The 24,383-nt window shown below is 60.0% G+C and carries 18 protein-coding genes; 10 read left to right on the top strand and 8 right to left on the bottom strand.

What is annotated here, in order from left to right; translation table 11 throughout:
• Positions 1-4: 4 nt before the first annotated feature.
• The 3 genes from ADN01_RS11235 to ADN01_RS20225 form a co-directional block, all read right to left on the bottom strand.
• On the bottom strand, positions 5-469 hold the full coding sequence (locus ADN01_RS11235; protein WP_062417713.1) for a carboxypeptidase-like regulatory domain-containing protein: 465 nt from the start codon (positions 467-469) through the stop codon (positions 5-7).
• A 30-nt stretch (positions 470-499) separates the two neighbouring features.
• A complete protein-coding gene (locus tag ADN01_RS11230) occupies positions 500-4,621 on the bottom strand; it encodes a PAS domain-containing hybrid sensor histidine kinase/response regulator (protein ID WP_160318417.1) in 4,122 nt (1,373 codons plus the stop codon).
• Positions 4,622-4,841: 220 nt separating this feature from the next.
• Positions 4,842-4,973, bottom strand: coding sequence for a hypothetical protein (locus ADN01_RS20225; protein ID WP_269082035.1), 132 nt, complete (start codon positions 4,971-4,973; stop codon positions 4,842-4,844).
• Between the two features lie 194 nt (positions 4,974-5,167).
• Here ADN01_RS20225 and ADN01_RS11225 point away from each other — a divergent pair, with 194 nt between their 5' ends.
• Complete coding sequence (locus ADN01_RS11225) at positions 5,168-7,378, top strand: hypothetical protein (RefSeq protein WP_147239004.1); 2,211 nt, start codon at positions 5,168-5,170, stop codon at positions 7,376-7,378.
• Between the two features lie 24 nt (positions 7,379-7,402).
• Here the strand turns inward: ADN01_RS11225 and ADN01_RS11220 are convergent, their stop codons facing one another.
• The 3 genes from ADN01_RS11220 to ADN01_RS11210 form a co-directional block, all read right to left on the bottom strand.
• Positions 7,403-8,764, bottom strand: coding sequence for a class I SAM-dependent methyltransferase (locus ADN01_RS11220; protein ID WP_062417716.1), 1,362 nt, complete (start codon positions 8,762-8,764; stop codon positions 7,403-7,405).
• 181 nt (positions 8,765-8,945) lie between these two features.
• Complete coding sequence (locus ADN01_RS11215; protein WP_201778673.1) at positions 8,946-9,545, bottom strand: DUF2087 domain-containing protein; 600 nt, start codon at positions 9,543-9,545, stop codon at positions 8,946-8,948.
• Positions 9,546-9,618: 73 nt separating this feature from the next.
• Positions 9,619-9,990 carry a hypothetical protein gene (locus tag ADN01_RS11210; protein WP_062417717.1) on the bottom strand — a complete coding sequence of 124 codons (372 nt, stop codon included), beginning with the start codon at positions 9,988-9,990 and terminating at the stop codon, positions 9,619-9,621.
• A gap of 183 nt (positions 9,991-10,173) precedes the next feature.
• Between ADN01_RS11210 and ADN01_RS11205 the strand changes: the two genes are divergently transcribed.
• The 6 genes from ADN01_RS11205 (at position 10,174) to ADN01_RS11180 (ending at position 18,037) form a co-directional block, all read left to right on the top strand.
• Entirely contained in the window at positions 10,174-11,694 is a 1,521-nt protein-coding gene (locus ADN01_RS11205) for a phytoene desaturase family protein (RefSeq protein ID WP_062417718.1), read from the top strand.
• Positions 11,691-12,584 (top strand): alpha/beta fold hydrolase, encoded by an 894-nt coding sequence (locus ADN01_RS11200; RefSeq protein ID WP_082142698.1) that lies wholly within the window; start codon positions 11,691-11,693, stop codon positions 12,582-12,584. Before ADN01_RS11205 ends, ADN01_RS11200 begins: the two co-directional genes overlap by 4 nt.
• The gene (locus ADN01_RS11195; RefSeq protein WP_062417720.1) at positions 12,581-13,036 is read left to right on the top strand and encodes a hypothetical protein; all 456 of its coding nucleotides are present in this window, start codon (positions 12,581-12,583) and stop codon (positions 13,034-13,036) included. Before ADN01_RS11200 ends, ADN01_RS11195 begins: the two co-directional genes overlap by 4 nt.
• Complete coding sequence (locus tag ADN01_RS11190; RefSeq protein WP_062417721.1) at positions 13,033-14,409, top strand: hypothetical protein; 1,377 nt, start codon at positions 13,033-13,035, stop codon at positions 14,407-14,409. The genes ADN01_RS11195 and ADN01_RS11190 overlap by 4 nt, the downstream gene beginning before the upstream one ends.
• Positions 14,410-14,484: 75 nt before the next feature.
• Positions 14,485-16,575 carry a hypothetical protein gene (locus ADN01_RS11185; protein ID WP_062417722.1) on the top strand — a complete coding sequence of 697 codons (2,091 nt, stop codon included), beginning with the start codon at positions 14,485-14,487 and terminating at the stop codon, positions 16,573-16,575.
• A gap of 28 nt (positions 16,576-16,603) precedes the next feature.
• Positions 16,604-18,037 carry a DUF6056 family protein gene (locus ADN01_RS11180; protein ID WP_075071135.1) on the top strand — a complete coding sequence of 478 codons (1,434 nt, stop codon included), beginning with the start codon at positions 16,604-16,606 and terminating at the stop codon, positions 18,035-18,037.
• A 62-nt stretch (positions 18,038-18,099) separates the two neighbouring features.
• Here ADN01_RS11180 and ADN01_RS11175 read toward each other — a convergent pair whose 3' ends face one another.
• Entirely contained in the window at positions 18,100-19,188 is a 1,089-nt protein-coding gene (locus tag ADN01_RS11175) for a threonine aldolase family protein (protein WP_062417725.1), read from the bottom strand.
• 18 nt (positions 19,189-19,206) lie between these two features.
• Positions 19,207-20,334, bottom strand: coding sequence for a Rossmann-fold NAD(P)-binding domain-containing protein (locus tag ADN01_RS11170; RefSeq protein ID WP_062417726.1), 1,128 nt, complete (start codon positions 20,332-20,334; stop codon positions 19,207-19,209).
• A 607-nt stretch (positions 20,335-20,941) separates the two neighbouring features.
• Between ADN01_RS11170 and dnaA the strand changes: the two genes are divergently transcribed.
• From dnaA to ADN01_RS11155, 3 genes are all read left to right on the top strand, one after another.
• A complete protein-coding gene (dnaA, locus tag ADN01_RS11165; protein ID WP_062417727.1) occupies positions 20,942-22,285 on the top strand; it encodes a chromosomal replication initiator protein DnaA in 1,344 nt (447 codons plus the stop codon).
• 84 nt (positions 22,286-22,369) lie between these two features.
• Complete coding sequence (locus ADN01_RS11160; RefSeq protein ID WP_062417728.1) at positions 22,370-23,734, top strand: AAA family ATPase; 1,365 nt, start codon at positions 22,370-22,372, stop codon at positions 23,732-23,734.
• Positions 23,735-23,738: 4 nt separating this feature from the next.
• A complete protein-coding gene (locus ADN01_RS11155; RefSeq protein ID WP_062417729.1) occupies positions 23,739-24,356 on the top strand; it encodes a histidine phosphatase family protein in 618 nt (205 codons plus the stop codon).
• The last annotated feature ends 27 nt before the right edge of the window (positions 24,357-24,383 follow it).

Below are 24,383 nucleotides of genomic sequence, written 5' to 3'. Positions count from 1 at the left end.
TTTCTCACTGCTCGGGCGGCAGCATGGTTTCCTGCACGCGGATCTGGCCAACATTGAAGGTCTTCCCGCGTTCAATGGTCACCCGGGTGGAATACCCCACGCCGCCGTAACTGACCATCAGCTCCTGCGGGCCTTCGGGCACGCTGCTTAAGGTAAACGCTCCGGACGAGTCGGCAGTGGTGACGTTTTCGGTCTGGAGGATGTACACCTCGGCCGGAATGGGGGTCAGGCTCTGGTTGACCACCTGCCCGGCTACGCCGCCTGTGCCGTTTGCGGGGGCCGCAGCGCCGCGGGGGAGGAGCTGAAGGACGGTCAGCCCCAACGCCAGAATCAACAGGGCGATGGTGGGGTAGCGCGTCCAGGGCCGCCGGGAGCGCGCCTGAGCCTTCTCCTGCGCTGCGCTCTGTTTTTCAACCTCATTTTCCACCTCAGCGAGGGATGGAAAATCTTGGATGGGTTTGTTGGTCATCAAAACACCTCCTTTTTCAGACTGGACGGATCAGGCCGCGGTTTGAATAGATTTTTGCAGGACGGCGTTTACACGCTGAAATTCCGCCTGGATGTGCACCAGGAGCGCATCAGCCCCTTCGAGGCTGGCGGCTTTGGCCAGCTTTTCCAGCTCGGCGCAATGCTCTGCCAGCGGAACGGCCCCCACCTGATGGCTGTTGCCTTTCAGGGTGTGCGCCGCACGGCGAAGCACCTCAAAGTTGGCTTCGGCCTTGCTGCTGTGCATTTCGGCGATCAAAGCAGCTGCATTTTGCAGGTACATGTTCACCAGGTCGCGCACCATTTCGGCGCCGCCCTCGCCCATCATTTCCTCAAATTCCCGCAGGGCGGTGAAATCCACCGGGGCACCCTGGGCGTTGGCGCTGACAGGCTGTTCTTCGGCGCCGGAAGGGCTGGCGGGCGCGTCATCCGCCGAAAGCGGCTGGCTGGCGGAAAGCGTGCGCACCAATTCTTCCATGCGGATGGGTTTGCTGATGTAATCGTCCATGCCTACCTCCAAATAACGCTCACGGTCGCCCTGCATGGCGTTGGCGGTCATGGCGATGATGCGCGGCTGGCGATTGGCCGGCAGCCGCCGCCGGATCTGGCGGGTGGCTTCTTCGCCGTCCATTTCCGGCATTTGCCCATCCATGAACACCACGTCATAGGTCTGGCGTTCCAAGGCTTGCAGAGCCTCGATACCGTTGCTGGCCACATCTGCCCGGTAGCCAATTCTGCCCAACATGCTGAGGGCCACCGTCTGGTTGACCGTGTTATCTTCTACCACTAACAGGTGCAGGGGGTGTTTTTGCCCCATTTCGCGATCAAAAGTGGAGATTGGAGCCACAAAATTAACCTTTTCTACGGTTGGTTTTCGGTTAACGGAACTGGCCAGGCTGTCGAACAAGATGGAAGGTTTGATCGGCTTGGTCAAATAGGCGGTAAAGAAGGCTTCGTCATCCTGCGCGCGGTGATAGCCCAGCGAAGACAGCAGGATGGAAGGGAAGGATTTGTCTTTGAGCAGCTCGTGAATCGAACGGCACAGGTTGACCCCGTCCATTTCGGGCATTTGCATGTCCAGAATGGCCAGGTCAAACTGGGCGCCGTTTTGCAGCTGCTCCAGCGCCTGCGGCCCCGATTCGTAGGCGGTCGGAACCATTTTCCAGGAACTGAGATAGCGCAGCAGGATCTCGCGGTTGGTGCGGTTATCATCCACGATCATCACACGCAGCCCGGTCAGATCCACAGGCTGGTTGACGGCCGGCTCGGGGGTCTGATCTTCCGCCTCGTGCAGCAGGATGGTGAAATGGAAGGTGGAGCCTTCGCCGGGCACGCCGCTGCTTTCGGCCCACATGCTGCCGCCCATCATTTCGCACAGGCGTTTGCTGATGGCCAGCCCCAGGCCGGTGCCGCCGAATTTGCGCGTTGTGGAGGCATCCACCTGGCTGAAGGATTGGAACAGGCGGTTCATGCGGTCGGGGGGGATGCCCATGCCGGTGTCGCGCACGCTGAAATGCAGCTGGTACTGGCCGCCCTCAAACAATGCACCGGTCAGCGAAACGACCACCTCGCCTTGCTCGGTGAATTTGACCGCGTTGCTGAGCAGGTTGACCAGAATCTGGCGCAGGCGGGTGACATCCCCCACCATGTACATCGGCAGGTCGTTTTCAATCATGTAGGCCAGCTCGATCTTCTTTTCCGAGGCCTTGGGGGCGGTCAGATCGAGGGCTTCTTCTATGCAGCGGCGCAGATCAAAGGTCTGCTCCTCCAGCTCCATCTTTTGGGCTTCGATCTTGGAAAAATCGAGGATGTCATTGATGAGGGTCAGCAGCACTTCGCCGCTGCCGCGCACGGTATCGGCAAAGTAGCGCTGTTCATTGTCCAGAGGAGTGTCGAGCAGCAGGCCGGTCATGCCGATGATGGCGTTGAGAGGGGTGCGGATCTCGTGGCTCATGTTGGCCAGGAACTGGCTTTTCACCTGGCTGGCTTTGGCCAATTCCAGGTTGGTTTTTTCCAGCTCCTCGTGCATGCGGTGCAGCTCCAGGCTGGCCAGCTTGCGTTCGGTGATGTCTTCCTTAACCGCCACAAAATGGGTGACCTGCTGATTCTCGTCCAGCACGGGGGAGATGATGGCCGATTCCCAGAACAGCTCACCGTTCTTGCGGCGGTTGTGGAATTCGCCCTGCCACACCCGGCCAGAAAGGATGGTTTCCCACAGGCGGGCGTATTCGTTGGGGGCGGTTTCGTCGGTTTTGAGGATGCGCGGGTTATTGCCCACGGCCTCTTCCAGGGTGTAACCTGTGACCCGTGTAAAATGCGGGTTGACGTATTCGATGGCGCCGTGGGTGTCGGTGATGACGATGGAGACCGGGCTTTGCTCGATGGCGCGCGAAAGCTTACGCACTCGTTCGTCGGCTTCCTTCTGCTCGGTGATATCGCGGGTGATGCCCAACATCTGCACCGGGCTGCCCTGCTCATCGCTGCGCACCGTTACGCGGGTAGTGATAATGCGCACCCGAGAATCGGGGCGGAGGATCTCGGTTTCCACCTCCACATCCTGCTGGGTCTGAAGCGCGTTTTGCAGGGTCACGGCAAATTTTTCCCAGTTGGTTGGAGAGAAGAAGCGCGAGAAATCAATGTAAGTTTGCACGGGCTGGTCGGCGGGCTGACCGAAGATGCGGTACATTTCTTGAGACCAGTCCAGCTCATTAGAGAGCAAATTCCACGACCAACTGCCGATATGCGCCAGGGCCTGGGCCACCGCCAGGTTCCTCTCGCTTTGTTCGATGCGCTGGGTGGTTTCGCGGCCTTTTACCCTGGATATGAAGTAGGCGGTTGCCAACGAAAAAGCCAGCAGGGTGATCATTTGGGCCATCAGGCGGTAACGGGAGATGACCCGCTGCACGTAGCCGGCATTCAGATCCAGGCCCAGCACGCCGATCAATTTTCCATCGTTTTCATTGGTCACCGGCGTAAAACTGGAGACAAAGGTGCCGTATTCATCGGTATAGGGGCCAATGATTTGCGTGCCGCTGCCCGAAAAGACCCCCATCAACGCTTCCGGCGGGTTTTCATAGACCACACCCGGATCCACATAGACGGGGTCTGTGGTTGCGGCTCCGCTGGCGATGAAGACGATCTGATCGCCTTTCTGTTTCATCAAATACACATCCAGCAGCTGCGGGTCGGAATTCTTGATGGTCATCAGATCTGCACGCAAAGGCAGATAATCGGACCAGTCCAGATTGGAGATCCCCCCTTGCAGGCGGGTAAAGTGGGTGCGGTTGATGGACACCCGGGCCAGATGAGTCTCGTTGAGCAGGGTTTTGCGGATGTCCTGAGCGGCAAAACTACCGATAGATTGGGTCAGCCCCCACCCCAAAAGCAGGATGGCCCCGTTGACCAGGAGGAACAGGGTTGAAAAGGATACGCGTTCGGGCCGTTGATTGCGCATTTGCAGCGCCTGTAAATTGTTTTGATCGTGCTGCCAGAGCAGGAAGGAGGCGGTCGCCACCAGCACGGCGCGGATGAGCTGGATGGGCAGGCCCAGAGCGTCTTGGAAAACGGTTTGGTTAAGCCAGGCGGCGGGCGGAAAAGGAGCGCGCGGCACCACGATGCCCACGGTGAGCGCATAGGCCAGCATCAGAACGGCCACAGATTTTAATTGCGGGGTTTTCGTGCGGCGGTAGGCACGGTAAAAGGTCACGGCTGCGGCCAGCCCGCCCGCCAAGCCGTACCCATAGGCGAGGGCGGCGTTCAGCCCGGCTGTGCCGGACAGCAGCCCCAAACCGCTGAGGGCCGCCAGGGGGGCATGCACCCAGGGGCTGATGTGCTTGCCAGTGCAGGCGCTCAGCGCGCGGCGGCCAAATTCCACCAGGGCGGCGTAGGAAACGGCGGTGAGCACAAAGCCCAAAACGTTGCCCGCGGGGCTGCTGCCAAAGGAGAAGGTTAACAGGTTTACCCATTCGCTCAGGCCGTGCAGGACCGCAAAGACCGCCAGAAAGACCCAGGGGAGCGGGAGGCGTTTGGCCCGCGCCACCGGGAAGCTGTTCATCCCCAGCATTAAAAAAGCCAGGCCGCTGATGAAATATACAAAGTCCATCTGGCTTTTGAAAAAACTGGTGATCCACTCCATGCCCATTGGCTCCTGTGCGGGTCAAACGCAGCAAAATGATAATTTCAGTGAGGTTTGTCAATATCAATATGACAAATGTACCATAAGCGGGCGCTATTCCACTTTTCAATTCTGAAATCTTGCAAAACCGTCATGGATTCAAGGGCATGGCAACGAATCGATACGCCCCCCTGCTGATATCTCAGCAGAGGGGCGTAAGCTGAACCATCTTTTTGGTGAGCTATATACCGTTCACTTCCTGGCCGGAGCTTTTCATCAGCCAGACGTAGCCGTCTTCCAGGCCGGGCTGCACCGCCTGCGCCTGGGGGCTGCCCCCGCAGCTCACCACGGCGGCAGTCAAGTCAGCCAGCATTTTTGCGCTCTCTCACAGAGTAGTACCCGTGGGGAGGCAAAAGGTTCAATATTGGGGGGAGCAATTCTGTATTTTTCTCGTTATGCTATAATTTTAATATTCAATCTTGCTCGATGGTTTATAATTACTGTTTCTTAATTTGGGGGTGATTTTGTTCTTTTTGACACCTGGAACTCGGACCTTTCGATAAACCTATGGACCTTCCTGCTATCCTTCTTTGGATCATTGGCCTTAGCATCGCAATACCCTTGGATTGGGTAATTGTCAGAAAGTTGACACAGCGATGGTATCAATACAAAACAACTCAGCAAGAGACGAACACAATCATTGAATTCGGCGGCACACCCTCCCCGTTTCTGACCTGGTTCAGCGGATGGAAGAATTTTGCCATTTCTCATTTTCAGCGGATCCGATTGGCAATCCTGCAAAGGAATTCCTCCATGGTACCTCATTCTGTTGAATTTGAAGGTGGTGACCTTGCCGAGCCGCCAAAAAAGCTGTCATGGATGATGACATTGATCTCAAGAACACGAGATTATTTCAAAACGATACTGGGAATTTACTGGAATGTGATTCTTGAAATTATTTTAATCATCATCTGGGCGCTGTTTATCGGCCGCAGCTATCTTGATTTTTCGCCGAACACCCTGCCAGGCGGTAATGAATTACCCCATTTAACCCAATCACACCTGATCTGGCGCTTGCTGCCGATTTGCGGAAGCTGCGTGTTATGGAATGGGCAGGTTAACGGGGGCGCCCCCGCCTTTGTAGAAACCAGCGGCGCTCCCCTGCATCCGCTGGTGATTTTAACCACGCTGATTTGGGGAGTCTTTAATGGATCAAAAGTGATCGCCCTGGTTAGTCTTATGATTGCTGGGCTTGGTCAATGGGGGTTGGCGCGCGCATTAAAACTTGGCTGGCTGCCGCGCATTTGGAGTGCCTTATTAGCCGTGGCAGGCGGCCATCTGGCGGCAAAAATGGAAAACGGTATGCTGCTTGGCCTTCTATCGACCGCCTCGGCCAGCCTCATCTTGCCCGCATTGGTCAATCTGCTGTGGAATGGCAACCGCCGTTCGGCCGTCTGGTTGGGCTTTGCTCTGGCACTGACGGGGCTTTCTGGCGAAGGGTACATCCAGATTGGCACAGTGATTGGCATTCTACCCCCAGCGGTGCTGCTTTTGTGGGACAAGAATTGGAAGCTAAAAATGGCTTGGCGAGATCTGGCGCTGGCCTTTCTGTTGGCTTTTCTGCTGCTGGGGGTTTTTTGGGCCCCGCTGATCCATTTTTCGCCAAATTATGTTAAAGATGGAGATGATACTTTCAGTAATTATGTGCCGCTGGCGCATATTCCGCTGAACCTGGTCTTATCGGATGGTGATTATTACCACATGTCCATTTTGGGAAAAGATGGCTTGGTATATACCCATGCCATTTTCATTGGTTGGATTCCGGTGCTGTTCGCTCTGGCTTCTCTGCGGTTTGTCCCCAAAAAAGGCCGCCCAGTGATGGTTTATTTTTGGGTCAGCATCCTGCTGCTTTTTGTCATTTGCAGTTCCGAATTTGCACATTTAATCTACCCGATTCTGCCTGGTTTTAAAAATTTGCGCCACCTGAGTCCAGTGACTGGCCTGGCTGTGCCTTATCTGCTGGGCCTGGCGGCCTGGAGCATTGACCGTATTTTAAAAAAGGTCAAAACCCCCGCTGTGCTGTTCCCTCGATCCAATGGGACGTATTACGGTATACCTGTGTTTGGGCTGGTTCTGCTGCTCGTTCTTCTATATTCGTTGAAGCCGCCGTATGAATTTGGCCGCCAATGGCTGAACAACTGGAATCTCCAACTGCCGCCCAGTTTAATCGAGAGCCTATCCGTAGACTCTGCCGCATGGGTAACCCCTCCGGATGGAGAGTTCCAGTGGATTCCGGTTCTGTTAGAAAAAGGTTTTAAGCTTGGGCAGGTGTGGCGACCCTGGTTTTGGAAAGACCGTTCGTTTCCGCCAGCGCTCTATACGATCACCAACGACCCCAATTATTCCAGCGATGCGGCCCCTATCGCTTCTTTTGCGCATCTGCGCACGTTCTATGACCCAGCCATCGAATACGCGGCTGTGCAGACTGAGGATGGATCGATTCCGTGTGCTGCCGAAGCTGCGGGCGGCTGGATTGATGTCGTCTGTCAAAATGCGGCCGCTGGGAAACTCTTGGTATATGAAAACCAATGGTCGGGCTGGAAAGCCTGGCGTGACGGCCAGCCGCAGCCATTGCTGGACAACCAATGGCTTTCTGTGACAGCACCGGCGGGTAAACACCACTATTCTTTTCGCTATCAGCCGTGGGATGTGCCGCTTGGATTGCTTTTCACCTTGTGCGGGTTCGGCATGGCGATTTGGATGCTGCGGCGCACGTAAGCACAGCGGCGCGGGCTGGCGCGGCTACTGGTGGTCTTTGCGCGGGGGGTATTTGCGCCTGCGTCGATTGGCGATGATCACATAAGGGTAGGGCAAATCGGGGGGCTCGGCGGTGGAAAAGTCGGTTCGGGGAATCGGGCTTTCCGGCCCAAACATGGCGAGCCATTCGTCATGTTCTTCTTGCGCGTCGATGCGCCAGGCGGCGATTTTTTCCTCACGATCTGCGTCTGTCTCGGGGATGAGGGAGCGCACTACTTTAAAGTAACCGTGTTCTTCCAGGGCCTGGGTGGTTTCATCCAATCCGCGCGAGAATTCCCACATCCAATGATTCATGACCATATGATAAGGCTGGCCGCGCCAATCGGGGTGCATCTCCCAACCGTACAGAAAGAGGCTGCCGCCGGGCTTGAGCGCGCGAAACAGGCGGTAAATGCTGTGGAAAAAGTCCACCGTGTCCAGATACAGCATGGAGGAAAAGGAACAGATCCCATCGAACTGTGCTTCAGCGGTCAGCTCGGTGGTGTCCTGTTCCCAAAATTCCACCTGCGGGAATTGGGCACGGGCACGGCTGAGCATGGCAGGGGAAATATCGATGCCCGCGGCGTGAAAACCGCGGTCGAGCAGATGGGCGATGACCGGCCGCCCATGACCGCAGCCGGCATCCAGCACGTGGGCAGCCGGGGGCAATTCTGAGAGCCAGGTGTCAAAGGCATCCAACAGGAGTGGGTTTTCTTCGAAATATTTCTCTTGATACGCCTTGGAAAGGTGATCGTAGGCGCGGCGGTTCAATTCGCGCGGGAACTGCCAGCGGCTGGTTCCCGGCGGAAGCTTGGCGGGGTCGGGGTGCCTGCCCTGGCAGGCGGCTTCTAATTCGGCGATCAGTTGGCGCATGAAGTCCAGACCTTCTTCCAGTTCAATTCCTGGAAATTGCATCTCCATTATTCTCTCGCCGGGGGCGGTGTGGCCAAAGACCACGCCGAAATCTAAATCCACCATCAGGGTGTAGCGGGTGAATGTCTGTTCTTCCCCATTGAATGTGGTGGTATGGGTTTTGCGGGTGAGGGAGAGGCCCGTTTCGGGCAGCATATCGCCATAACCAAAGTGGTCGCTCTTGCCCTGGGCAAAAGCTTCGAGGCCCTCTGCCTGCCCCTCACAAAAATCATCCCAGGCGTGTGCGACGACGTTGCGGGTTTCAAAAACAGGCACCCCCTGCACACTGTAGCGCACTTCAATCCAGAATTGTTTGCGGGCGTTGAAATTCGCGCCGCTGCCGATGACAAAGGACTGCTCGGCATTTCCGCCCAGCCCCCAGACGTTGACCTCCAAAGTTTCGACGCTTTCGGGTTCGTCTTCTTGGGCTTCTCGGATAAAGCGAATCACAGCCATGGTTTTCCTCCCCTTTCTGATGCTGAAGATATACCCTTATTATGTCACAGAATGGAAAACGGAGGCTGGACAGCAGTCCTGGTCTTTAAGGCCGCCGCCGGAAGCCGCGCGGCAGCAGGTTGAGAATTCACGGAAAGGGAGCAGAAAAAATCACCCTCCGATTTTCGCGGAGGGTGGGGGATCAGGGGGTCTCGTCGGTGCGCCAGTATTGGCCGCCGCCGCCTTCACGGCTCATCAGGTGGTGTTCCACCAGGCTGCGGCGCAGTTGGGCGGTGTCGGGGTTGAAGCGCAGGAGGATTTCGTTGACCTCTTTTTCGGTGTAGGTCGTATCCGGCTCAAAGGCGTTGACCACGTAGCGGAGCAGGACCAGAAATTTCTTCTGCTGGGCGGGGAAGGCCTTAATGCGCCCCTCGGCGTCAATGAAGGCGTTCAGCACTTTGCGTTCGAAGACATCTTCCACCGCTTCGGGGGCCAGTTCCGGCAGGTTTTGGGGCTGCAAGACTTGCTGCGACATTTGATGCAATTTCTCCGTGTTGAGCGAATAAATGGAATAGTAACCCTCGGCGCGCGCCGATACCAGCCCGGCTTTAGACAGGCGGGATAAATGGTGCGAAGTGGTGGAGACCGACAGCCCCAGGGCGGCGGAGATATTTTCCACCGACTGCGGTTTTTGGGCTAGCAGTCCGATGATCTTCAGGCGCTTCTCGTCCGCCAGGGCTTTGAAAAAGGACAGCAGTTGGATGAACGCAGGCTGTGGGTCGTTTATTTTGAACTCCTTCAATCTAATTCGATAATTGTAAAATTAATTTTACAGTAATCGGAACATTTGTCAAGGAGTCAAAATGGAGGGCGGCCTACACCCAGCCGCGCTGCTGGTAGAGCGCAAACCCGCTTTGCAGCACGGTGCGGATCTGCTCGCGCAGCTCGGGGGTGAGTGTCTTAATATGAAAACAGGATTTGCCCTTGAGATGCCGGAGCAGTTCGGGCGGGAAGAAGGTCTGCATCTCGGTTTCAACGTACACGGGCATGAAATAAAAGCCCACGTAACTTTTTTGGATGATCAGCCCGGCAAAATAGACCTCTTTGCGTTTGCGCCCCTCAATCACCAGGTCTTTCTGTGACCACAGGTCAAAGCTGTGCTCCGTATCCATTTTGGGAATGAGCGGGGGGGCATAGGCCTGCAGCAGGCTTTTCAATTCGCTGAATATCGCGGGTAAGTCCGTCATGGGAAGCCTCCGGAGGGAAATTGGAGTGAAGCAGTCTGATATGCTCTGATTATGCCATCTCTGGCGGCGGTTTTCAAGCTGGGGCGCGTAAAACATTCTGCTTTTGCACGTCCTCTTTTATAATTCAGATGTGCGCAGGGCCGCAGGGGGAAACCGGCCGAGTCGGCGTTTGGGAGTAGAGGGATGGCAGCACAGAAGGAAATCATTATCATCGGTGGGGGCATCGCCGGTCTGGCGGCGGGCTGTTACGCGCAGATGAACGGCTACCGTTCGCAGATCTTTGAGCTGCACACGCTGCCGGGGGGGCTGTGCACGGCCTGGGAGCGCAAGCAGTACGTGTTTGACGGCTGCATTCACTATTTATTCGGCAGCGGCCCCGGCCAGCCCTTTCACCGCGTGTGGCAGGAGCTGGGCGCGCTGGAGGGGCGGAGGGTGATTGACCACGAGGAGCTGCTGCGTGTGCGCGCGGCGGATGGGCGCACCCTGGTGGCTTACGCTGACCCCGACCGGCTGGAAGAACATATGCAGGCCCTAAGCCCGGCGGACGGGCGACTGATCCACGCCTTCACGGATGCGGTGCGTACCTTTCGAAAATTTGACATGTCTCTTCTGCAGCAGGAACCGCGCGAGAGCTGGGGGCCGAACGAGTGGCGCGCGTTGGGGATGAAGATGCTGCCCTTTGTGCCGCCTATGCTGCGCTTTGGCATGCATTCCGCCGAGGAATTCGCCGCGCGCTTTAAGGACCCTTTTCTGCGGCAGGCCGCGGCACAGATGTTCTCCTGGCCGGAAATCCCCATGACGGCCGGGCTGTCTTTGCTGGCGTGCATGGCCAACGGCAACGCTGGTTTTCCGCAGGGGGCTTCCCTGGATTTCGCGCGGGCCATCGAGCGCCGCTACCTGGCCCTGGGCGGGCAGATCCATTACAACGCGGCCGTGGAAAAAATTCTGGTGGAAGAGGACGCCGCGGTGGGGGTGCGCCTGTATAACGACGAGGAGTACCGTGCCGATTACGTCATCTCCGCGGCGGACGGGCACAACACCCTGTTTGAGATGCTGGGCGGCCAATACCTGACCCGACAGCTGAAGAAATTTTACGACGGCAGCTTCCCGCTGCATTCGCAGATTCAGGTGTCTTTGGGCGTCAACCGCGATCTGAGCGGCGAGCCGCATTGGGCGGTGCATCTGCTGGATCAACCGGTGACCATCGCCGCCGAGGAGCGCAGCCTGTTGGGGATCAAGAATTACTGCTTCGACCCCAGCCTGGCGCCGGAGGGCAAATCGGTGGTGGTGGTGATGCTGCGCATCCATTACGGCTACTGGCAGCGCATTTACGGCCACCGCCTGTATGACAGCGAGCAGGATCAGGTGGCGGATCAGGTGATTGAGCAGTTGGAGCGTTTTTACCCAGGCATCGGCGGGCAGGTGGAGATGGTGGACGTGGCCACGCCGCTGAGCTATGAGCGCTACACGGGCAACTGGCAGGGGTCTTCCTGCGGCTGGCTGCTGACCAAGCGCACCATGCCGCTGATGATCCTGGGCATGCGCAAGACGCTGCCGGGGCTGAAGAACTTTTGGATGGCGGGGCAGTGGGTGGAGCCGGGGGGCAGCGTGCCGGTGGTGGCCATGTCGGGGCGGCTGGCGGTGCAGTCCATCTGCCGCCAGGACGGCAAGGCGTTTCAGACGCAGATTGTGGGAGAGGCATGAGCATGGAAGACATTCGTTCGCAGGAACTGCAACTGGGGTCGGCGCGCATTCACTATTACACCAGCGGGCAGGGCGAAGAGGCGGTGGTGCTGCTGCACGGCGGGGGCATGGATGAGGCCCTGCTCTCGTGGCGCTATACCTTGCCGTATCTCGGGCAGCATTTTGCCGTGACTGCGCCGGATTGGCCCGGCTACGGCCAGAGCGAGGTGGGTGAATCTGACCTGACTCTGGAGGGCAACGCTGCCTTCCTGCTGAACTTTCTGGATGCGCTGGGCATTGAACGCGCGCGCCTGGTGGGCATTTCCCTGGGGGGCGGCTCGGCGCTGCAATTCGCATTGGATCACCCCCAGCGGGTGAGCCAGTTGGTGCTGGTGGACAGTTACGGCTTTCAAAGCCGCGCGCCCTTTCACCGCCTGGCCTACCCCTTTATTCAGCAGGACCTGTGGGTGCGCTGGACCTACGCCTGGCTGGCGCGCAGCCGCGCGATGGTGCGCTGGACGCTGGGGTATATCCTGGCCAACCGCCAGGCGATCACGGATGAATTGGTGGAGGAGGTCTACGCCATCTGCCGCAAACCGGGGGTGTGGAAGAGCTTTTACGCTTTTCAAAAACACGAGATGCTGCCTCACGGGCTGCGTTCGGTGCTGATGGATCGCCTGGGCGAACTGGAGCTGCCGGTGACGATCCTGCACGGCGACCGCGATCAGGCCGTGCCCCTGGCAGATGCTCAGGCGGCGGCGCGGCGTCTGCGGGATGGGCAGCTGGTGATTTTGCCCAACAGCGGGCATTGGCCGCAGCGCGACCACCCCGAACGCTTCAACCGCGTGCTGCTGGCCTGTTTGCAGGGCCGGTATGCGGATGCGCGTGCGGCGGCGGAGGGCGGCGCATGAAGGCGCGCGGCGGTCTGCTGGGGCGGGTGCTGTTTTGGCTGGCGGCGGTCTTTTTAGCGTTGATCGTGCTGAGCGGGCTGTCTTCAGCGCGGCAGATGCTGCGGCGCGGGCTGGAACTGCGCCAGCAGCCCACCGGTCGCGACGCGGTGAGCGAATGGCAGGGGCGGCTGGCAGAATTGAAGCACGATTTGCCCGCTGAGGGGCAAGTGGGTTACGTCTCGGAGCGGGACGTGCCGGGGATGGAATTTGGGGCGGTGGATCAGGATGAGGAATTTGCCATGACCCAATACGCCCTGGCCCCGCTGGTGGTGGTGCAGGGCACGGATGCGCAGTGGATCGTGGGTAATTTTGCGGAGCCGCAGACGGATGAATTTTTTGAGTCTCATTTCCCGGTGCGGGTGCATGCCGAGTACGGCATGGGCATTTACCTGTTTGAGCGGGTGCAGCCGTGACTGCGGCCAGCCTGCTGACTCTGCTGCCGGCCTTTGCGCTGGGCTGGGGGCTGACGGCCTGGCTTTGGCCGCGCCCCGCCCAGGCGGCGGAGCTGCTCTTTCAGCTGATTGTGGGAGCGGGCCTGGGGATGGGGGTGCGCACCTGCCTGGCCTTCTTCTCGCTGCTGCTGTTCGGCGCGCATTTCGGCGGCCTGCTGTGGGTGGAGCTGCTGTTGGCGGCGGGTCTGTGGGGGTTGGCGCTGCGCGCCGGGCGGGCCGTGCCGCGCCCCGCGGGGGGCTTTTGGCCGCGGCCCAGCGCCTGGGGTTGGGGGTTGCTGGGGGTGCTGGCGGTGTGCGCCGCGGCGGCGGCCTTTAGCTACCTGGAAACGGTGCAGCACACGCCCCACGGCACGTTTGACGCCTATGCCATCTGGAATTTGCGTGCGCGGCATCTGCTCAGCGCGGCGGATTGGCGGGCGGCTTTTTCACCCGCGCTGAATTGGAAGGCTCACGCCGATTACCCCTTGTTGATCCCCTTGAGCGCAGCCGTCAGTTGGAACTGGCTGGGGCAGCAGACCGTGCGCACGCCGATGCTCCTGGCGGGCTTGTGGACCTGGGGCACGCTGGGGCTGCTCTTCAGCGCCTTGTGGGGGCAGCGCGGGGCGGCGGCGGCCAGCCTGGGGGCGCTGGTGGTGGTCAGCTCTCCGCTGCTGATCTGGGTGGGCAGCAACCAGACGGCTGACATGGCCGTGGCCTTCTTTGTGCTGGCGGCCATGGCCCTGGCCTGGCTGGCTTCAACGCGGGGCTATCCCGCGGGCATGCTGGCGTTGGCGGGGCTGTGCGCGGCACTGGCGGCCTGGGCGAAAAACGAGGGCATCGTCTTTGGGCTGGGCACGCTGATGCTGGGCGCGGCGGTGAGCCTGCGCACGCGCCATCCGCGTTGGCTGGGGTGGCTGGCGGCAGGGGCGGCACTGCCCGCGTTGGCCCTGATCCTATTTAAAGGCTTTGTCGCGCCGCCAGGGGATTTGTTTGCGCAGGGGATAGGCGACATCCTGGCCAAGCTGGCGGATCCGGCGCGCTATGGGGCGGTGTGGCGCGGGTTGGTGGAGACCCTGCCGATGGTGGGGGCCTGGCATGTGCTGCTGGTGTACACCGCGCTGACGTGGAAACGGCTGCGGGGATCCGAGGCCCTGGCGGGCTGGGCGGGGCTGGCGGTTTGGGGGGCTGCCGCGGCGGCGGCGCTGATGATCTACGTGATCACGCCTCATCCGCAGGTCTGGCATCTGAAATATTCGCTGGACCGCGTGCTGTTCCAACTGTTTCCAGCGGCGGTGCTGTGGATGGGGCTGGCGGCTCGCCCGCCGGAGGAATGGAAGCTGATTTCCAAAGGCTGATATAATGGGGGCTGCCCGAAAAACGAAAAAACCTGAGCCGCACCGCTGAACCGGACGGCGCAGAGGGAGGTCGGTTTGTTCAAGCGCGTTTCGATCAAAATCGAGTGGGTCATCTTTATTCTGGTGGTGGGGCTGCATTTATACGCGGTGTTTGCGCCGCCCAACAGTTTGATGAACTGGTTCACGTCCGACGACGGTTTTTATTATTTTAAGACTGCGCAAAACATTGCCGAGGGCCGCGGGGTCAGCTTTGACGGTCTGGGCCTGACCAACGGCTTTCACCCGCTGTGGATGGTGGTGCTGGTTCCCATCTTTGCCCTGGCACGCCTGGATTTGATCCTGCCGCTGCGCATTGTGCTACTGCTGATGACAGTGTTAAACGCGGGCAGCGCGGTTTTGCTGTACCGCATCGTGCGGCGTGCCGTCAGCCCGGCGGTGGGCGTGGCAGCGGCGTTTTTTTGGGCGTTTTTCCCCGATATTCACAAAGTGACCAACATGCTGGGGATGGAATCCGGCCTGTACGCCTTTTTCCTCCTGCTTTTGCTGGCGCAGGTGCAAAGCCTGGAGCTGCGGCGGGCGGCGGGCGAGCCAGACAGCCCCCAGACTCTGCTGAAACTGGGCATCACCGCGGCTTTGCTGCTGCTGAGCCGTCTGGACAACATCTTCCTGGTGGCGGTGATGGGGCTGTGGGTCATGTTCCGCTCCCCGGTGCTGCGCTACCTGCTGCTGGGGGATCTGGTGCTGACCCTGGTTTCGGTGTTTGCCAGCTACCTGCTGCGCCTGGGGATTGGCCTGTACTTCTTCTACTCTGATTACGCCGTGTGGATGGCGGTGGTGTCGCTGGTGATGCGCTTCTCGGTGTACCTGTTCTTTGGGCTGTACGGAACGCGCATTTTGATTCCAAACCGGCGCTCGCTGTGGCGCATCGCCGTGGCAGCCAGCGCGGCCTCGGCCCTGGTGGGGCTGGTGATGATCGTTTTGACCACGGCCGGCGCGGTGACGCGCTTCCCGCGCGCGGTGCTGGTGGTGGATTGGGCCTTGGGGATGGCGTTGACCTTTGCCCTGCGCTACGGCGTGGGCTGGGTGCTGCGCCGCCGTGGGGTGGATTTGGAAGAGAGCGCGCCGGAGACTGACCCGCGGCTGCATTGGAAGCCTTGGCTGCAGGCCGGGCTGCGTTATTACGGCCCGCTGGCAGTGACGCTGGCGGTGTACCTGGCGGTGAACGTGCTCTACGCGGGCACGCCCATGCCGGTCAGCGGGCAGATCAAACGCTGGTGGGGCACGATTTACACCGTATACGGCTACCCGGAAAAAGACCTGCCGGGGCTGATGGGCATGAACCCCGATCCCGACCGCGGGCCGTGGTGGGAGGTGCGTGCGGTTCCCAAACGGCTGGGCAACGCTGCCGCCGAAGCCCTGGGCTTTGAGGGCGACGGAACCCGCGCCATCCGCGCGCGCAAGCTGGCGGCCTGGGGGGTGGGGCTGGGGCTGGCGGCGCTGGCCGCGGGTCTGCTGTGGGCCAACCGGCGTTGGGCCGGGCGGGCCGCGGGGCAGATGCTGCTGCTGCCGCTGCTGGGGGGCAGTTTGATCAAGCTTTCCAATTACAAGTTCACCACCTATGTGGAGACCCTCAGTTGGTACTGGGTGGCCGAGATGGCCTTTAAGACCCTGCTGGCGGCGCTGCTCTTGGGCTGCGTGTATGAATTGCTCCAGCGGGTGCGCGTGCCGCGGACGGTGAACTGGGGTGTCAGTGTGGTGATCGCCGCGGTGGTGACGGGCGTTTTCATGGCGCAGATGGCCGAGATCACCCCCTGGAAGGTGAAAAAAGGCCAGGAAGAGCTGTATCTGGCGGGGGTCAAGGGGGTGATGGAGATGACCGAGCCGGGGGCGGTGGTCGGCTCGACGGGTGGCGGCGTGACGGCCTATTTCATTCAGGACCGCACGGTGGTCAACCTGGACGGGCTGATTTCCAGCTATAGTTATTTCCAGCGGCTGAAAGCGGGCACGGCCACGGAATATCTGGATGAGATCGGAATGGATTATGTGTATGCGGGTGAATACATTCTGGTGTATTCTCAGCCGTACACCGACATGTTTGCGGGACGATTGGATTATGTAGGAGATGCCTATGGGTCGGCGCTGTATCGATACCTTCCGGCGAAGTAAAGGGCGCTGAATCCGGCAAAGTGATCTAATGCAAAAAAAGGTTGTCCTCGGCGCAGCCCTGGTGGCTGTTCTGGCTGCGCTGGCCTGTTTTGCGTATTTGAGCACGTTTACGCGGATGCACGCGGATGATTACTGCATCGCGGCAGACGTGACTCATCTGGACCCCGCCGCCTATTTTCTCAAGTGGTACACTCATTGGACGGGAAGGTTTTCCTATATCATCTTCACGGGCCTGCTGACGGCCCTGGGAGCGGGTTTTGCCGCCTGGCTGCCCACGCTGACCCTGGGGGTGTGGCTGGTGGGGCTGAGCTGGGCGCTGGCGCCGCTGGCGCGCTGGGTGAAGTGGGATCACCCGCGCCTGTGCGCCTGGATCGCGGCGGGTCTGATTTTGCTGGTGCTGTATGCCGCCACACCGAATCTGTTTCAATCCGCATTTTGGGAAATCGGCCTGATCAACTACAGCTTCCCATTGGTGGGCTTCACCTGGGCCGGGGGGGTGCTGGTGCGGCTTGGGTTGGGGCAGATACAACCCAAACCTGCCGCGGCCTGGGTGGGCGGCCTGAGCCTGCTGTCGGGCGGCTTCACTGAAGCCTTTTCGAGCGTACAGGTGGCTTTTTACGTGCTTTTGCTGGTGGGGGCGGCGGTGTGGGGCAGGGGTAGGGCGCGGAGGGCTTTGCTTTCGGCAGCCTGGGCGGGGCTGCTGGGCGGCGGGCTGGCCCTGGGGATTATTCTGGCTTCGCCTGGCAACGCGGTGCGTAGGGGTGCGCTGCCTGAACCGCCGGGTCTGATCCGTCTGGTGACGTTTTCCATCCGCAACGCAGCTTATATTATGGGTAAATATTTCTTGTGGACGCCGGGCTGGGCGGCGCTTTCGGTGGGTGTTCCGCTGGCGGCCGGCTGGGCTTTTGGCGCGGGCCATGCGCAAGGAGCGCGCGGGGGGAGGCTTTCCTGGCGGCTGCCGTGGGTGCAGGCGGCCGGGGTGATGCTGACGGCGGCTTTTGGGCTGATGGTGGCGGCCTGCGCCCCGGTGGTGTATTCGCTGAACGCCTATCCGGATGACCGTGTGATCTTTTTGCCGCTGTTCTTTTGGATTGCGGCGTTGACGGCCAGCAGTGCGTGGGTGGGGAACAGTTTGCGGCAGATGAGATTTTTATCCAGATGGAGTGTGCACCCGCACAGCGCACAGGCCGCGGCAGGGCTGGCTTTGGCCGGGCTGATGCTGGCGGCGGGGGTAACGGCTTGGCGCACCGCGCAGGCTGCCCCGGAATACCGCCAGTATGCCCAGGATTGGGATCGGCGAGATGCGGAACTGCGGGCTTTGAGCCAAAGCGGGGTGGAGGAAATCACCGTTGTTGGGCTGCCCAGCCGCTTTGGGGTGGCTGATTTGCAGGAATCGCCCGACCATTGGGTCAACCGCTGTATGGCGGAGTATTACCGCATCCCCCGACTGCGCGGCCGCTGAGCCAGGCTGGAGATAAAAAATGCCCCCACGGCGCTTTTGATCAAGCCGTGGGGGTTTTGGTTTCAAGCGGCGCGTTCCAACAGCTCGGCGAAGAAGGCTTCGACCTCCTTCAGCGAGAGCTTCAGGGTGGCATCACCGGTGACGAACTCCCATAAATGCCAATCGGGCAGGGTGGTGTCGCCCAGGGCGTAGAAAGAGAAGATGCCCTTTTCAATGGCGATCTGGTAGGCGGCGTCTTCCAGCTTTTGGCGGTCGCCGCGCAGGGCCAGATGCATCATGTTGGTGTGCGGCGGGCGCGGGATGCTGCTGATCTTGTCAAACTGGGTCAGCAGATGGGCGATTTCCAGATTGCGCTGGACGTAATCGGGGATGCGGGGCAGGCGCGTGCGCAGACCCAGGCGGGCGGAGAGCAGGGCGGGGAACTGGTGGATGATCTGCCCGCCGTGGCGGTGCATCCACAGGCGGGCCTGCCGAATGAAGGCTGCGTCCCCCAACAGCATGGCCCCGCTGATGCCGCCCAGGGTTTTGTAGAAGGAAACATACACGCTGTCGAACATGGAACAGATTTCGGCGTAGGGGCGCTGATAAAAGGGCTGCGCTTCCCACAGGCGCGCTCCATCCATATGCACGGCTGCGCCGCGGGCGCGCGCCCAGGCCACCTGGGCATTGAGGTCGTCCCACAGGGGCAGTTGGCTGCCCAAATTGCGCTGGGGCAGCTCCAGCAGCAGGGCGGTGATGGGGTCGGCCACTTTTTCCAAATCTGCCAGGGTGAGCAGATTATGGTAAGAGCCTACCAGAACGCTGTTGAGATGGTGAAGGTGCTGGTAAGCCTTGTCTTCGTGATTTTCCAGGTGGCAGCGCGGGTGAAAGGCCACCGTGGAGCCGCGGCGCTGGTCGGCGTGGATGCGCAGGGCGATCTGCTGGGCCATGGTTCCGCTGGGCATGAACACGGCGGCTTCCTTGCCGAGCAAATCGGCGACTTCTTTTTCAAAGTCGGCAATCATCGTGCCTGCGCAGTAAACGTCCATGCGCTCGTCTTCGCCGGTGGCAGCCAGAATCTCAGTCAGAGACTGGCGTGCGGTGAGCGGGCCGTGGTGGGTCAGAAAGTGGGCGCATTGTTTTTGCAGGTCGCCAAATTCTAGTTTTTGCATAGGTCCTCGATCGAGAATTCAGGAGATTTGGGACAGGCGCAGCCACTCGTGCAGGCTGGCGCGGTGTAAAGCGCGTTCAAAGAATCCGCCCTTGGAGCTGAGGCCGTCGTATCCCTTTTCGGCCAGGGCTTCCATCAGCGGCAGCATTTGCTGGGCGTAGTGGCGCATGCAGGCTTCGGGGTGGATGCCGGGCCAGGAGTAGCAGGTGGCTGTGACGCGGCGGTGTTGGGTGTCAACCGACTCGGGGATGGTTTTCATCCAGTCTGCATCCTGGGGATCAAAGATGTATTTGTTCAGGCTGCCCATTGGGATGCCTTCGACGCCGCGAACCACCGGCGGGTCGGTGCTGAGGGTGTAGGGGTCCACCGAGAGGTCGACCACCACAGCGTGTTCCGGCAGCCAGGCGATCCACGGATTGGGGACGATGGGTTTGGAGGGGTCGCGGCGTTGAGCGGCGTCGACCAGCATGTCCACCCCCGAAAACATCTGGCGCATTTGCTCTGGATTTTGGCTGATGTTGCGGCCGACACACAAGGCCACTGTACCCGGACCGCCCTGGGCGATGTGATCGTTGTTTCGCTCGATGTTGCCCAGCTTGGTGGCGGCATCTACAGCGTGTTTGCCCACCATGCCGCTGCCCAGAATGAGCACTTTCCAGGGATCATCGCGCAGCAGCCCCGGCCAACGGCGTTCCAGGGCGTCAAAGCCGGCCTCCAGACCGTTCCAGGCAACGGCCTTCATGTTTTCCATCAGGCGGATGTTATTGTCATCCACGATGCTGTCCATCGAGATGGCTTTGATGCCCTTTTGGGTGAGCAGCTCTACCCGTTTGGGGCGCGTGGGGTAGTGCAGCATGGAGATCAGGCAGGTTCCAGCGGGGATGAGGTCAAATTCCGCATCGGAGGGGGAGCGCAGCACCATGACGTAGGCCTGGGCGTGGGCCTGCTCCCGTGAGCAGCTTTTGACCAGGGGATTGCCCTGCTTATAATCGTCAAAGGAGTACCCGGAGCGGGAGCCGTAACCTTCTTCGATGTAGATTTCAAAACCGAGCTGGGTGAGGTCCTGGATAAAATCAGGCAGGAAAACCCGCCTTTCGCCGGATTCTTTTCGCATCCGAGGGAAACCGAGTTTTTTGAGCTTTTGCATGGGGAAAATCTCCTTTTGAGCGGCGCGCGGTGATGAGGAGTTCAGCCTGGGGTGCAGCGCCGGAAGGCTGAACGAGCAGCGGTGGTTACATCCTAAAATCGGAAAAACAGGCAGATTTCAGGCGGTGAAATGATTATGCCTGAAGAGTCCAAAATGTGCAATTCAAAGGCCCGCGAAAGACAGGGGAATGCCGGTTTGGTTGTTAATCTAATCCGGTAAGGGTGGTCAAATCAAAGCCTAAATTGAAAGCGACCCCCATATATGGCGGTGTTCTAAAAACTGTTCCCCGTATTTGTAGGAGACCTTAAATATACGTATAGTCGAATTATACCATTGAATCCCCGGCCGTCCCTTAAGATTAGCAGGCTCTTAAAGATTCGCTTTTTTTTAGGCAGGCGTAGGGTATTCAACTTGTTGGATCGGCTGGTTTCTGCTAGAATGCATGTATCGAGCAACGCCGCAGTGCAACGCTCGCAGCCCTTCGCCCGGAAACTCGGGTAACTCTAAACCAATCGATTACACTTCTGTCCCACCGCGTATGCTGTGGGGCTTATCTGACTGTGTTGCTTGGGGCGGGAGGGCGAGAAATTTTTTGGGAGGTCGCTGTATGAACGCACAACAAGCCTGGCAGGCCACCTTGGGGCAGCTTCAAATGGACATGTCCAAAGCTGCTTTTGAGACGTGGGTGCGCAACGCAGAGTTGGTGACGCACGATGGTGAGACGTTTAAGATCGGTGTGACCAACGCCTACGCACGGGACTGGCTGGAAAGCCGCCTGTCCAGCACGGTTGCGCGTCATCTGACGGGCATGATGAGCCGCCCCCAAAAGGTGGAGTTTGTCGTCTGGCATAAGGAGTACGAAGGAGAAGGCGAGAGCGAGGGCGTGGAAGAAGCGGCGGAAGAAGAGCCAGCCCCGGCACCCAACCCGACGATCAACAGCCGCTACACCTTTGACACCTATGTGGTGGGGGCCAACAACCGCCTGGCGCACGCGGCCTGCATGGCTGTGGCCGAGAACCCGGCGCGGGCCTACAATCCCCTGTTCCTGTATGGGGGGGTGGGGCTGGGCAAAACCCACCTGCTGCACGCCATCGGCAACCAGGCGCACCGTCAGGGCTTGCAGGTGCTGTACGTCTCCTCAGAAGAATTTACCAACGATCTGATCAATTCCATCCAGAAGCGCAACACGGCAGCTTTTCGCGACCGCTACCGCCGTATTGATGTGCTGCTGATTGACGACATCCAGTTCATCGCCGGGAAGGAATCGACGCAGGAAGAATTCTTCCACACGTTTAACACCCTGCACGGGCAGGATAAACAGGTGGTGATTTCCTCTGACCGTCCGCCCAAAGCGATGGTGACCCTGGAAGAACGGCTGCGCTCGCGCTTTGAATGGGGGCTGACGGTGGATATTCAACCGGCTGACCTGGAAACGCGCATCGCCATTCTGCGCTCGAAGGCGGAACGCGCCTCCCGGCAGGTTCCCCAGGAGATTTTGGAGCTGATTGCCCGGCAGATTCAGTCCAATATCCGCGAGTTGGAAGGCGCCCTAACGCGCGTGCTGGCCTACTCCGATTTGAGCGGCCAGCCGGTGACCCAGGGCCTGGTGAATTCGGCCCTGGCCGACCTGATCCCCCAGCACAGCAGCCTGGGCGTAGACGCGGTGGTGACGGCGGTGTCCTCGGTGTTTGGCGTGCCCAGCGACCGCCTGTTTGGGCGCGACCGCACGCGCGAGGTGGCTCTGCCGCGGCAGGTGGCCATGTACCTGATGCGCGAAGACGCGAACATCTCTCTGCCGCAGATCGGCGAAGCCCTGGGCGGACGCGATCACACCACGGTGATGTATGCCTGCGACAAGGTGGCGGATTTGATGCAGCGCGATGACCGCCTGCGGCGGCAGGTTTTGCAGGTGCGCGACCAACTGTATGGACAGGCAAGGGCGGCGGCGTAGGGGTGGCCCAGTCCCTGAAAGAGCGCGAAAGCGCTCTTTTTCTTTGCGCATGCGGGCCGTGCATTCATGGTAGAATCTTAAGGAATGGACCTTTTTGATCACGCCTTAAACCAGCAGCTTGAGTCGCAGTCACCCCTGGCTGCGCGTATGCGTCCGCGCACGCTGGACGAATTTGTGGGCCAGGAGCACATCATTGGCCCTGGCAAACTGCTGCGGCGGGCGATTGAGGCCGACCGGCTGTTTTCCTCCTGCATCTTCTTTGGCCCGCCGGGAACCGGCAAAACCACCCTGGCGCGTTTAATCGCGGAACGCTCCAGCGCCCGCTTTGAATCCATCTCGGCGGTGTTGGCGGGGGTGGCCGAACTGCGGCGGGTGATTCAAGAGGCGCAGGAACAGCGCCGCCTGTACCGCAAGCGCACCCTGCTGTTTGTGGACGAGGTGCACCGTTGGAACAAGGCCCAGCAAGACGCCCTGCTGCCGCATGTGGAAAGCGGTTTGGTGACGCTGATTGGGGCCACGACCGAAAACCCCTATTTTGAAGTCATTCGCGCTCTGGTTTCGCGCTCGCGGATTTTTGAGCTGCGGCCGATGACCGAGGCGCATTTGGGCATCATCCTGGATCGGGCGCTGAACGACCGCGAGCGCGGCTACGGCGGGCGGCTGATTGTGTTGGATGAGGATGCGCGCGCCCATCTGCTGGATTTGGCCACGGGGGATGCGCGCAACCTGCTCAATGCGCTGGAGCTGGCGGTGGAGACGACCGCGCCGGAGCCGGACGGCAGCATTCACATCACCCTATCCGTGGCGGAAGAATCCATCCAGCGCCGTTCGGTGCAGTACGACAAGAACGGCGATATGCACTACGACATCATCTCGGCCTTCATTAAATCGGTGCGCGGTTCGGACCCTGACGCGGCCCTGTACTGGCTGGCGAAGATGCTGGCGGCGGGTGAGGATCCGCGCTTCATTCTACGGCGGCTGATCGTTTTGGCCAGCGAGGATATCGGCCTGGCAGACCCGCACGCCATGCAGGTGGCGGCTTCGGCGGCCTATGCCTACGATTACATCGGCCTGCCGGAAGGGGTGTATCCCATCGCCGAGGCCACGCTGTACCTGGCGACCGCGCCGAAATCCAATTCGGCGGGGGCCTATTGGCGCGCGCTGGAGGCCGTCACGGGCGAGCCGCCCGGGCCGGTGCCGACGCATTTGATGGACTCCAGCCGCGATTCGCGCGGTTTGGGGCACGGCCAGGGTTATTTGTACCCCCACGACTTCCCCGGGCATTTCACCGCCCAGCAGTATTTGCCGGTACACATGGTGGGACGCACTTTTTACAAGCCGTCGGATCAGGGCTATGAGCGCGAGATCCTGGCGCGGCTGGAACGCTGGCGCGAAGAGCAACAGCGCGGCCTGAGCCAGGGCCCGCAGCCCGGCGGCGAAGAGGAATGAGAGCATGACGCTGATCCTGCTGATCCGCCACGGTGAGAACGATTATGTGGGTAAGCGCCTGGCTGGGCGCACCCCGGGGGTGCATTTAAACGCCCGCGGGCGGCAGCAGGCTGAGGAAGTGGCCCACACGCTGTCAGAAGCCCCCCTGCGGGCGGTGTACGCCAGCCCTTTGGAACGGGCGCTGGAAACCGCTCAGCCCCTGGCGGCGGCGCATGGGCTGACGGTGAGCGTGGAGCCTGGGCTGATGGAGGTGGATTTTGGCCGCTGGCAGGGCAAAACCATGCGTCAGATGCGGCGCATGAAGCTGTGGCCGGTGGTGCAGAACGCGCCTTCGCAGGTGACCTTTCCGGGGGGCGAGTCGTTTCGGGCGGCGCAGGAACGCGTGGCAGCCTGTTTGCAGCAGCTGAGCGATTGCCACGCGGAAAACGAGGTGATCGCCTGTGTGTCGCACAGCGATTCCATCCGCCTGGCACTGGCGCATTTCTTGGGGATGCCGCTGGACAATTTTCAGCGTTTGATGGTGAACACAGCCTCGATCAATGGGGTGTATATAAGGAAAGAAGGCTGGCCTTCGTGCGTGATGCTGAACTGGACGGCGGGCTTTCATTGGCCTAAGGACTGAACGCGCGGCTTGTTTCTCGCTTTGGTT

This window comes from Levilinea saccharolytica (assembly GCF_001306035.1).
Taxonomy (GTDB): Bacteria; Chloroflexota; Anaerolineae; order Anaerolineales; family Anaerolineaceae; genus Levilinea; species Levilinea saccharolytica.
Note: the sequence above shows the minus strand (reverse complement) of the source record. Positions and strands in the feature narration are given on the sequence as shown.

What these genes read in the sequence shown, in the direction of transcription:
- ADN01_RS11155 (WP_062417729.1), top strand. Translation starts at nt 23,739, where the DNA reads ATGACGCTGATCCTGCTGATCCGCCACGGTGAGAACGATTATGTGGGT.
- ADN01_RS11175 (WP_062417725.1), bottom strand. Translation starts at nt 19,188, where the DNA reads ATGCAAAAACTAGAATTTGGCGACCTGCAAAAACAATGCGCCCACTTT.
- ADN01_RS11195 (WP_062417720.1), top strand. Translation starts at nt 12,581, where the DNA reads ATGAAGGCGCGCGGCGGTCTGCTGGGGCGGGTGCTGTTTTGGCTGGCG.
- ADN01_RS11230 (WP_160318417.1), bottom strand. Translation starts at nt 4,621, where the DNA reads ATGGAGTGGATCACCAGTTTTTTCAAAAGCCAGATGGACTTTGTATAT.
- ADN01_RS11180 (WP_075071135.1), top strand. Translation starts at nt 16,604, where the DNA reads ATGCAAAAAAAGGTTGTCCTCGGCGCAGCCCTGGTGGCTGTTCTGGCT.
- ADN01_RS11160 (WP_062417728.1), top strand. Translation starts at nt 22,370, where the DNA reads ATGGACCTTTTTGATCACGCCTTAAACCAGCAGCTTGAGTCGCAGTCA.
- ADN01_RS11220 (WP_062417716.1), bottom strand. Translation starts at nt 8,764, where the DNA reads ATGGCTGTGATTCGCTTTATCCGAGAAGCCCAAGAAGACGAACCCGAA.
- ADN01_RS11200 (WP_082142698.1), top strand. Translation starts at nt 11,691, where the DNA reads ATGAGCATGGAAGACATTCGTTCGCAGGAACTGCAACTGGGGTCGGCG.
- ADN01_RS11170 (WP_062417726.1), bottom strand. Translation starts at nt 20,334, where the DNA reads ATGCAAAAGCTCAAAAAACTCGGTTTCCCTCGGATGCGAAAAGAATCC.
- dnaA (WP_062417727.1), top strand. Translation starts at nt 20,942, where the DNA reads ATGAACGCACAACAAGCCTGGCAGGCCACCTTGGGGCAGCTTCAAATG.
- ADN01_RS11210 (WP_062417717.1), bottom strand. Translation starts at nt 9,990, where the DNA reads ATGACGGACTTACCCGCGATATTCAGCGAATTGAAAAGCCTGCTGCAG.
- ADN01_RS11225 (WP_147239004.1), top strand. Translation starts at nt 5,168, where the DNA reads ATGGACCTTCCTGCTATCCTTCTTTGGATCATTGGCCTTAGCATCGCA.
- ADN01_RS11205 (WP_062417718.1), top strand. Translation starts at nt 10,174, where the DNA reads ATGGCAGCACAGAAGGAAATCATTATCATCGGTGGGGGCATCGCCGGT.
- ADN01_RS20225 (WP_269082035.1), bottom strand. Translation starts at nt 4,973, where the DNA reads ATGCTGGCTGACTTGACTGCCGCCGTGGTGAGCTGCGGGGGCAGCCCC.
- ADN01_RS11235 (WP_062417713.1), bottom strand. Translation starts at nt 469, where the DNA reads ATGACCAACAAACCCATCCAAGATTTTCCATCCCTCGCTGAGGTGGAA.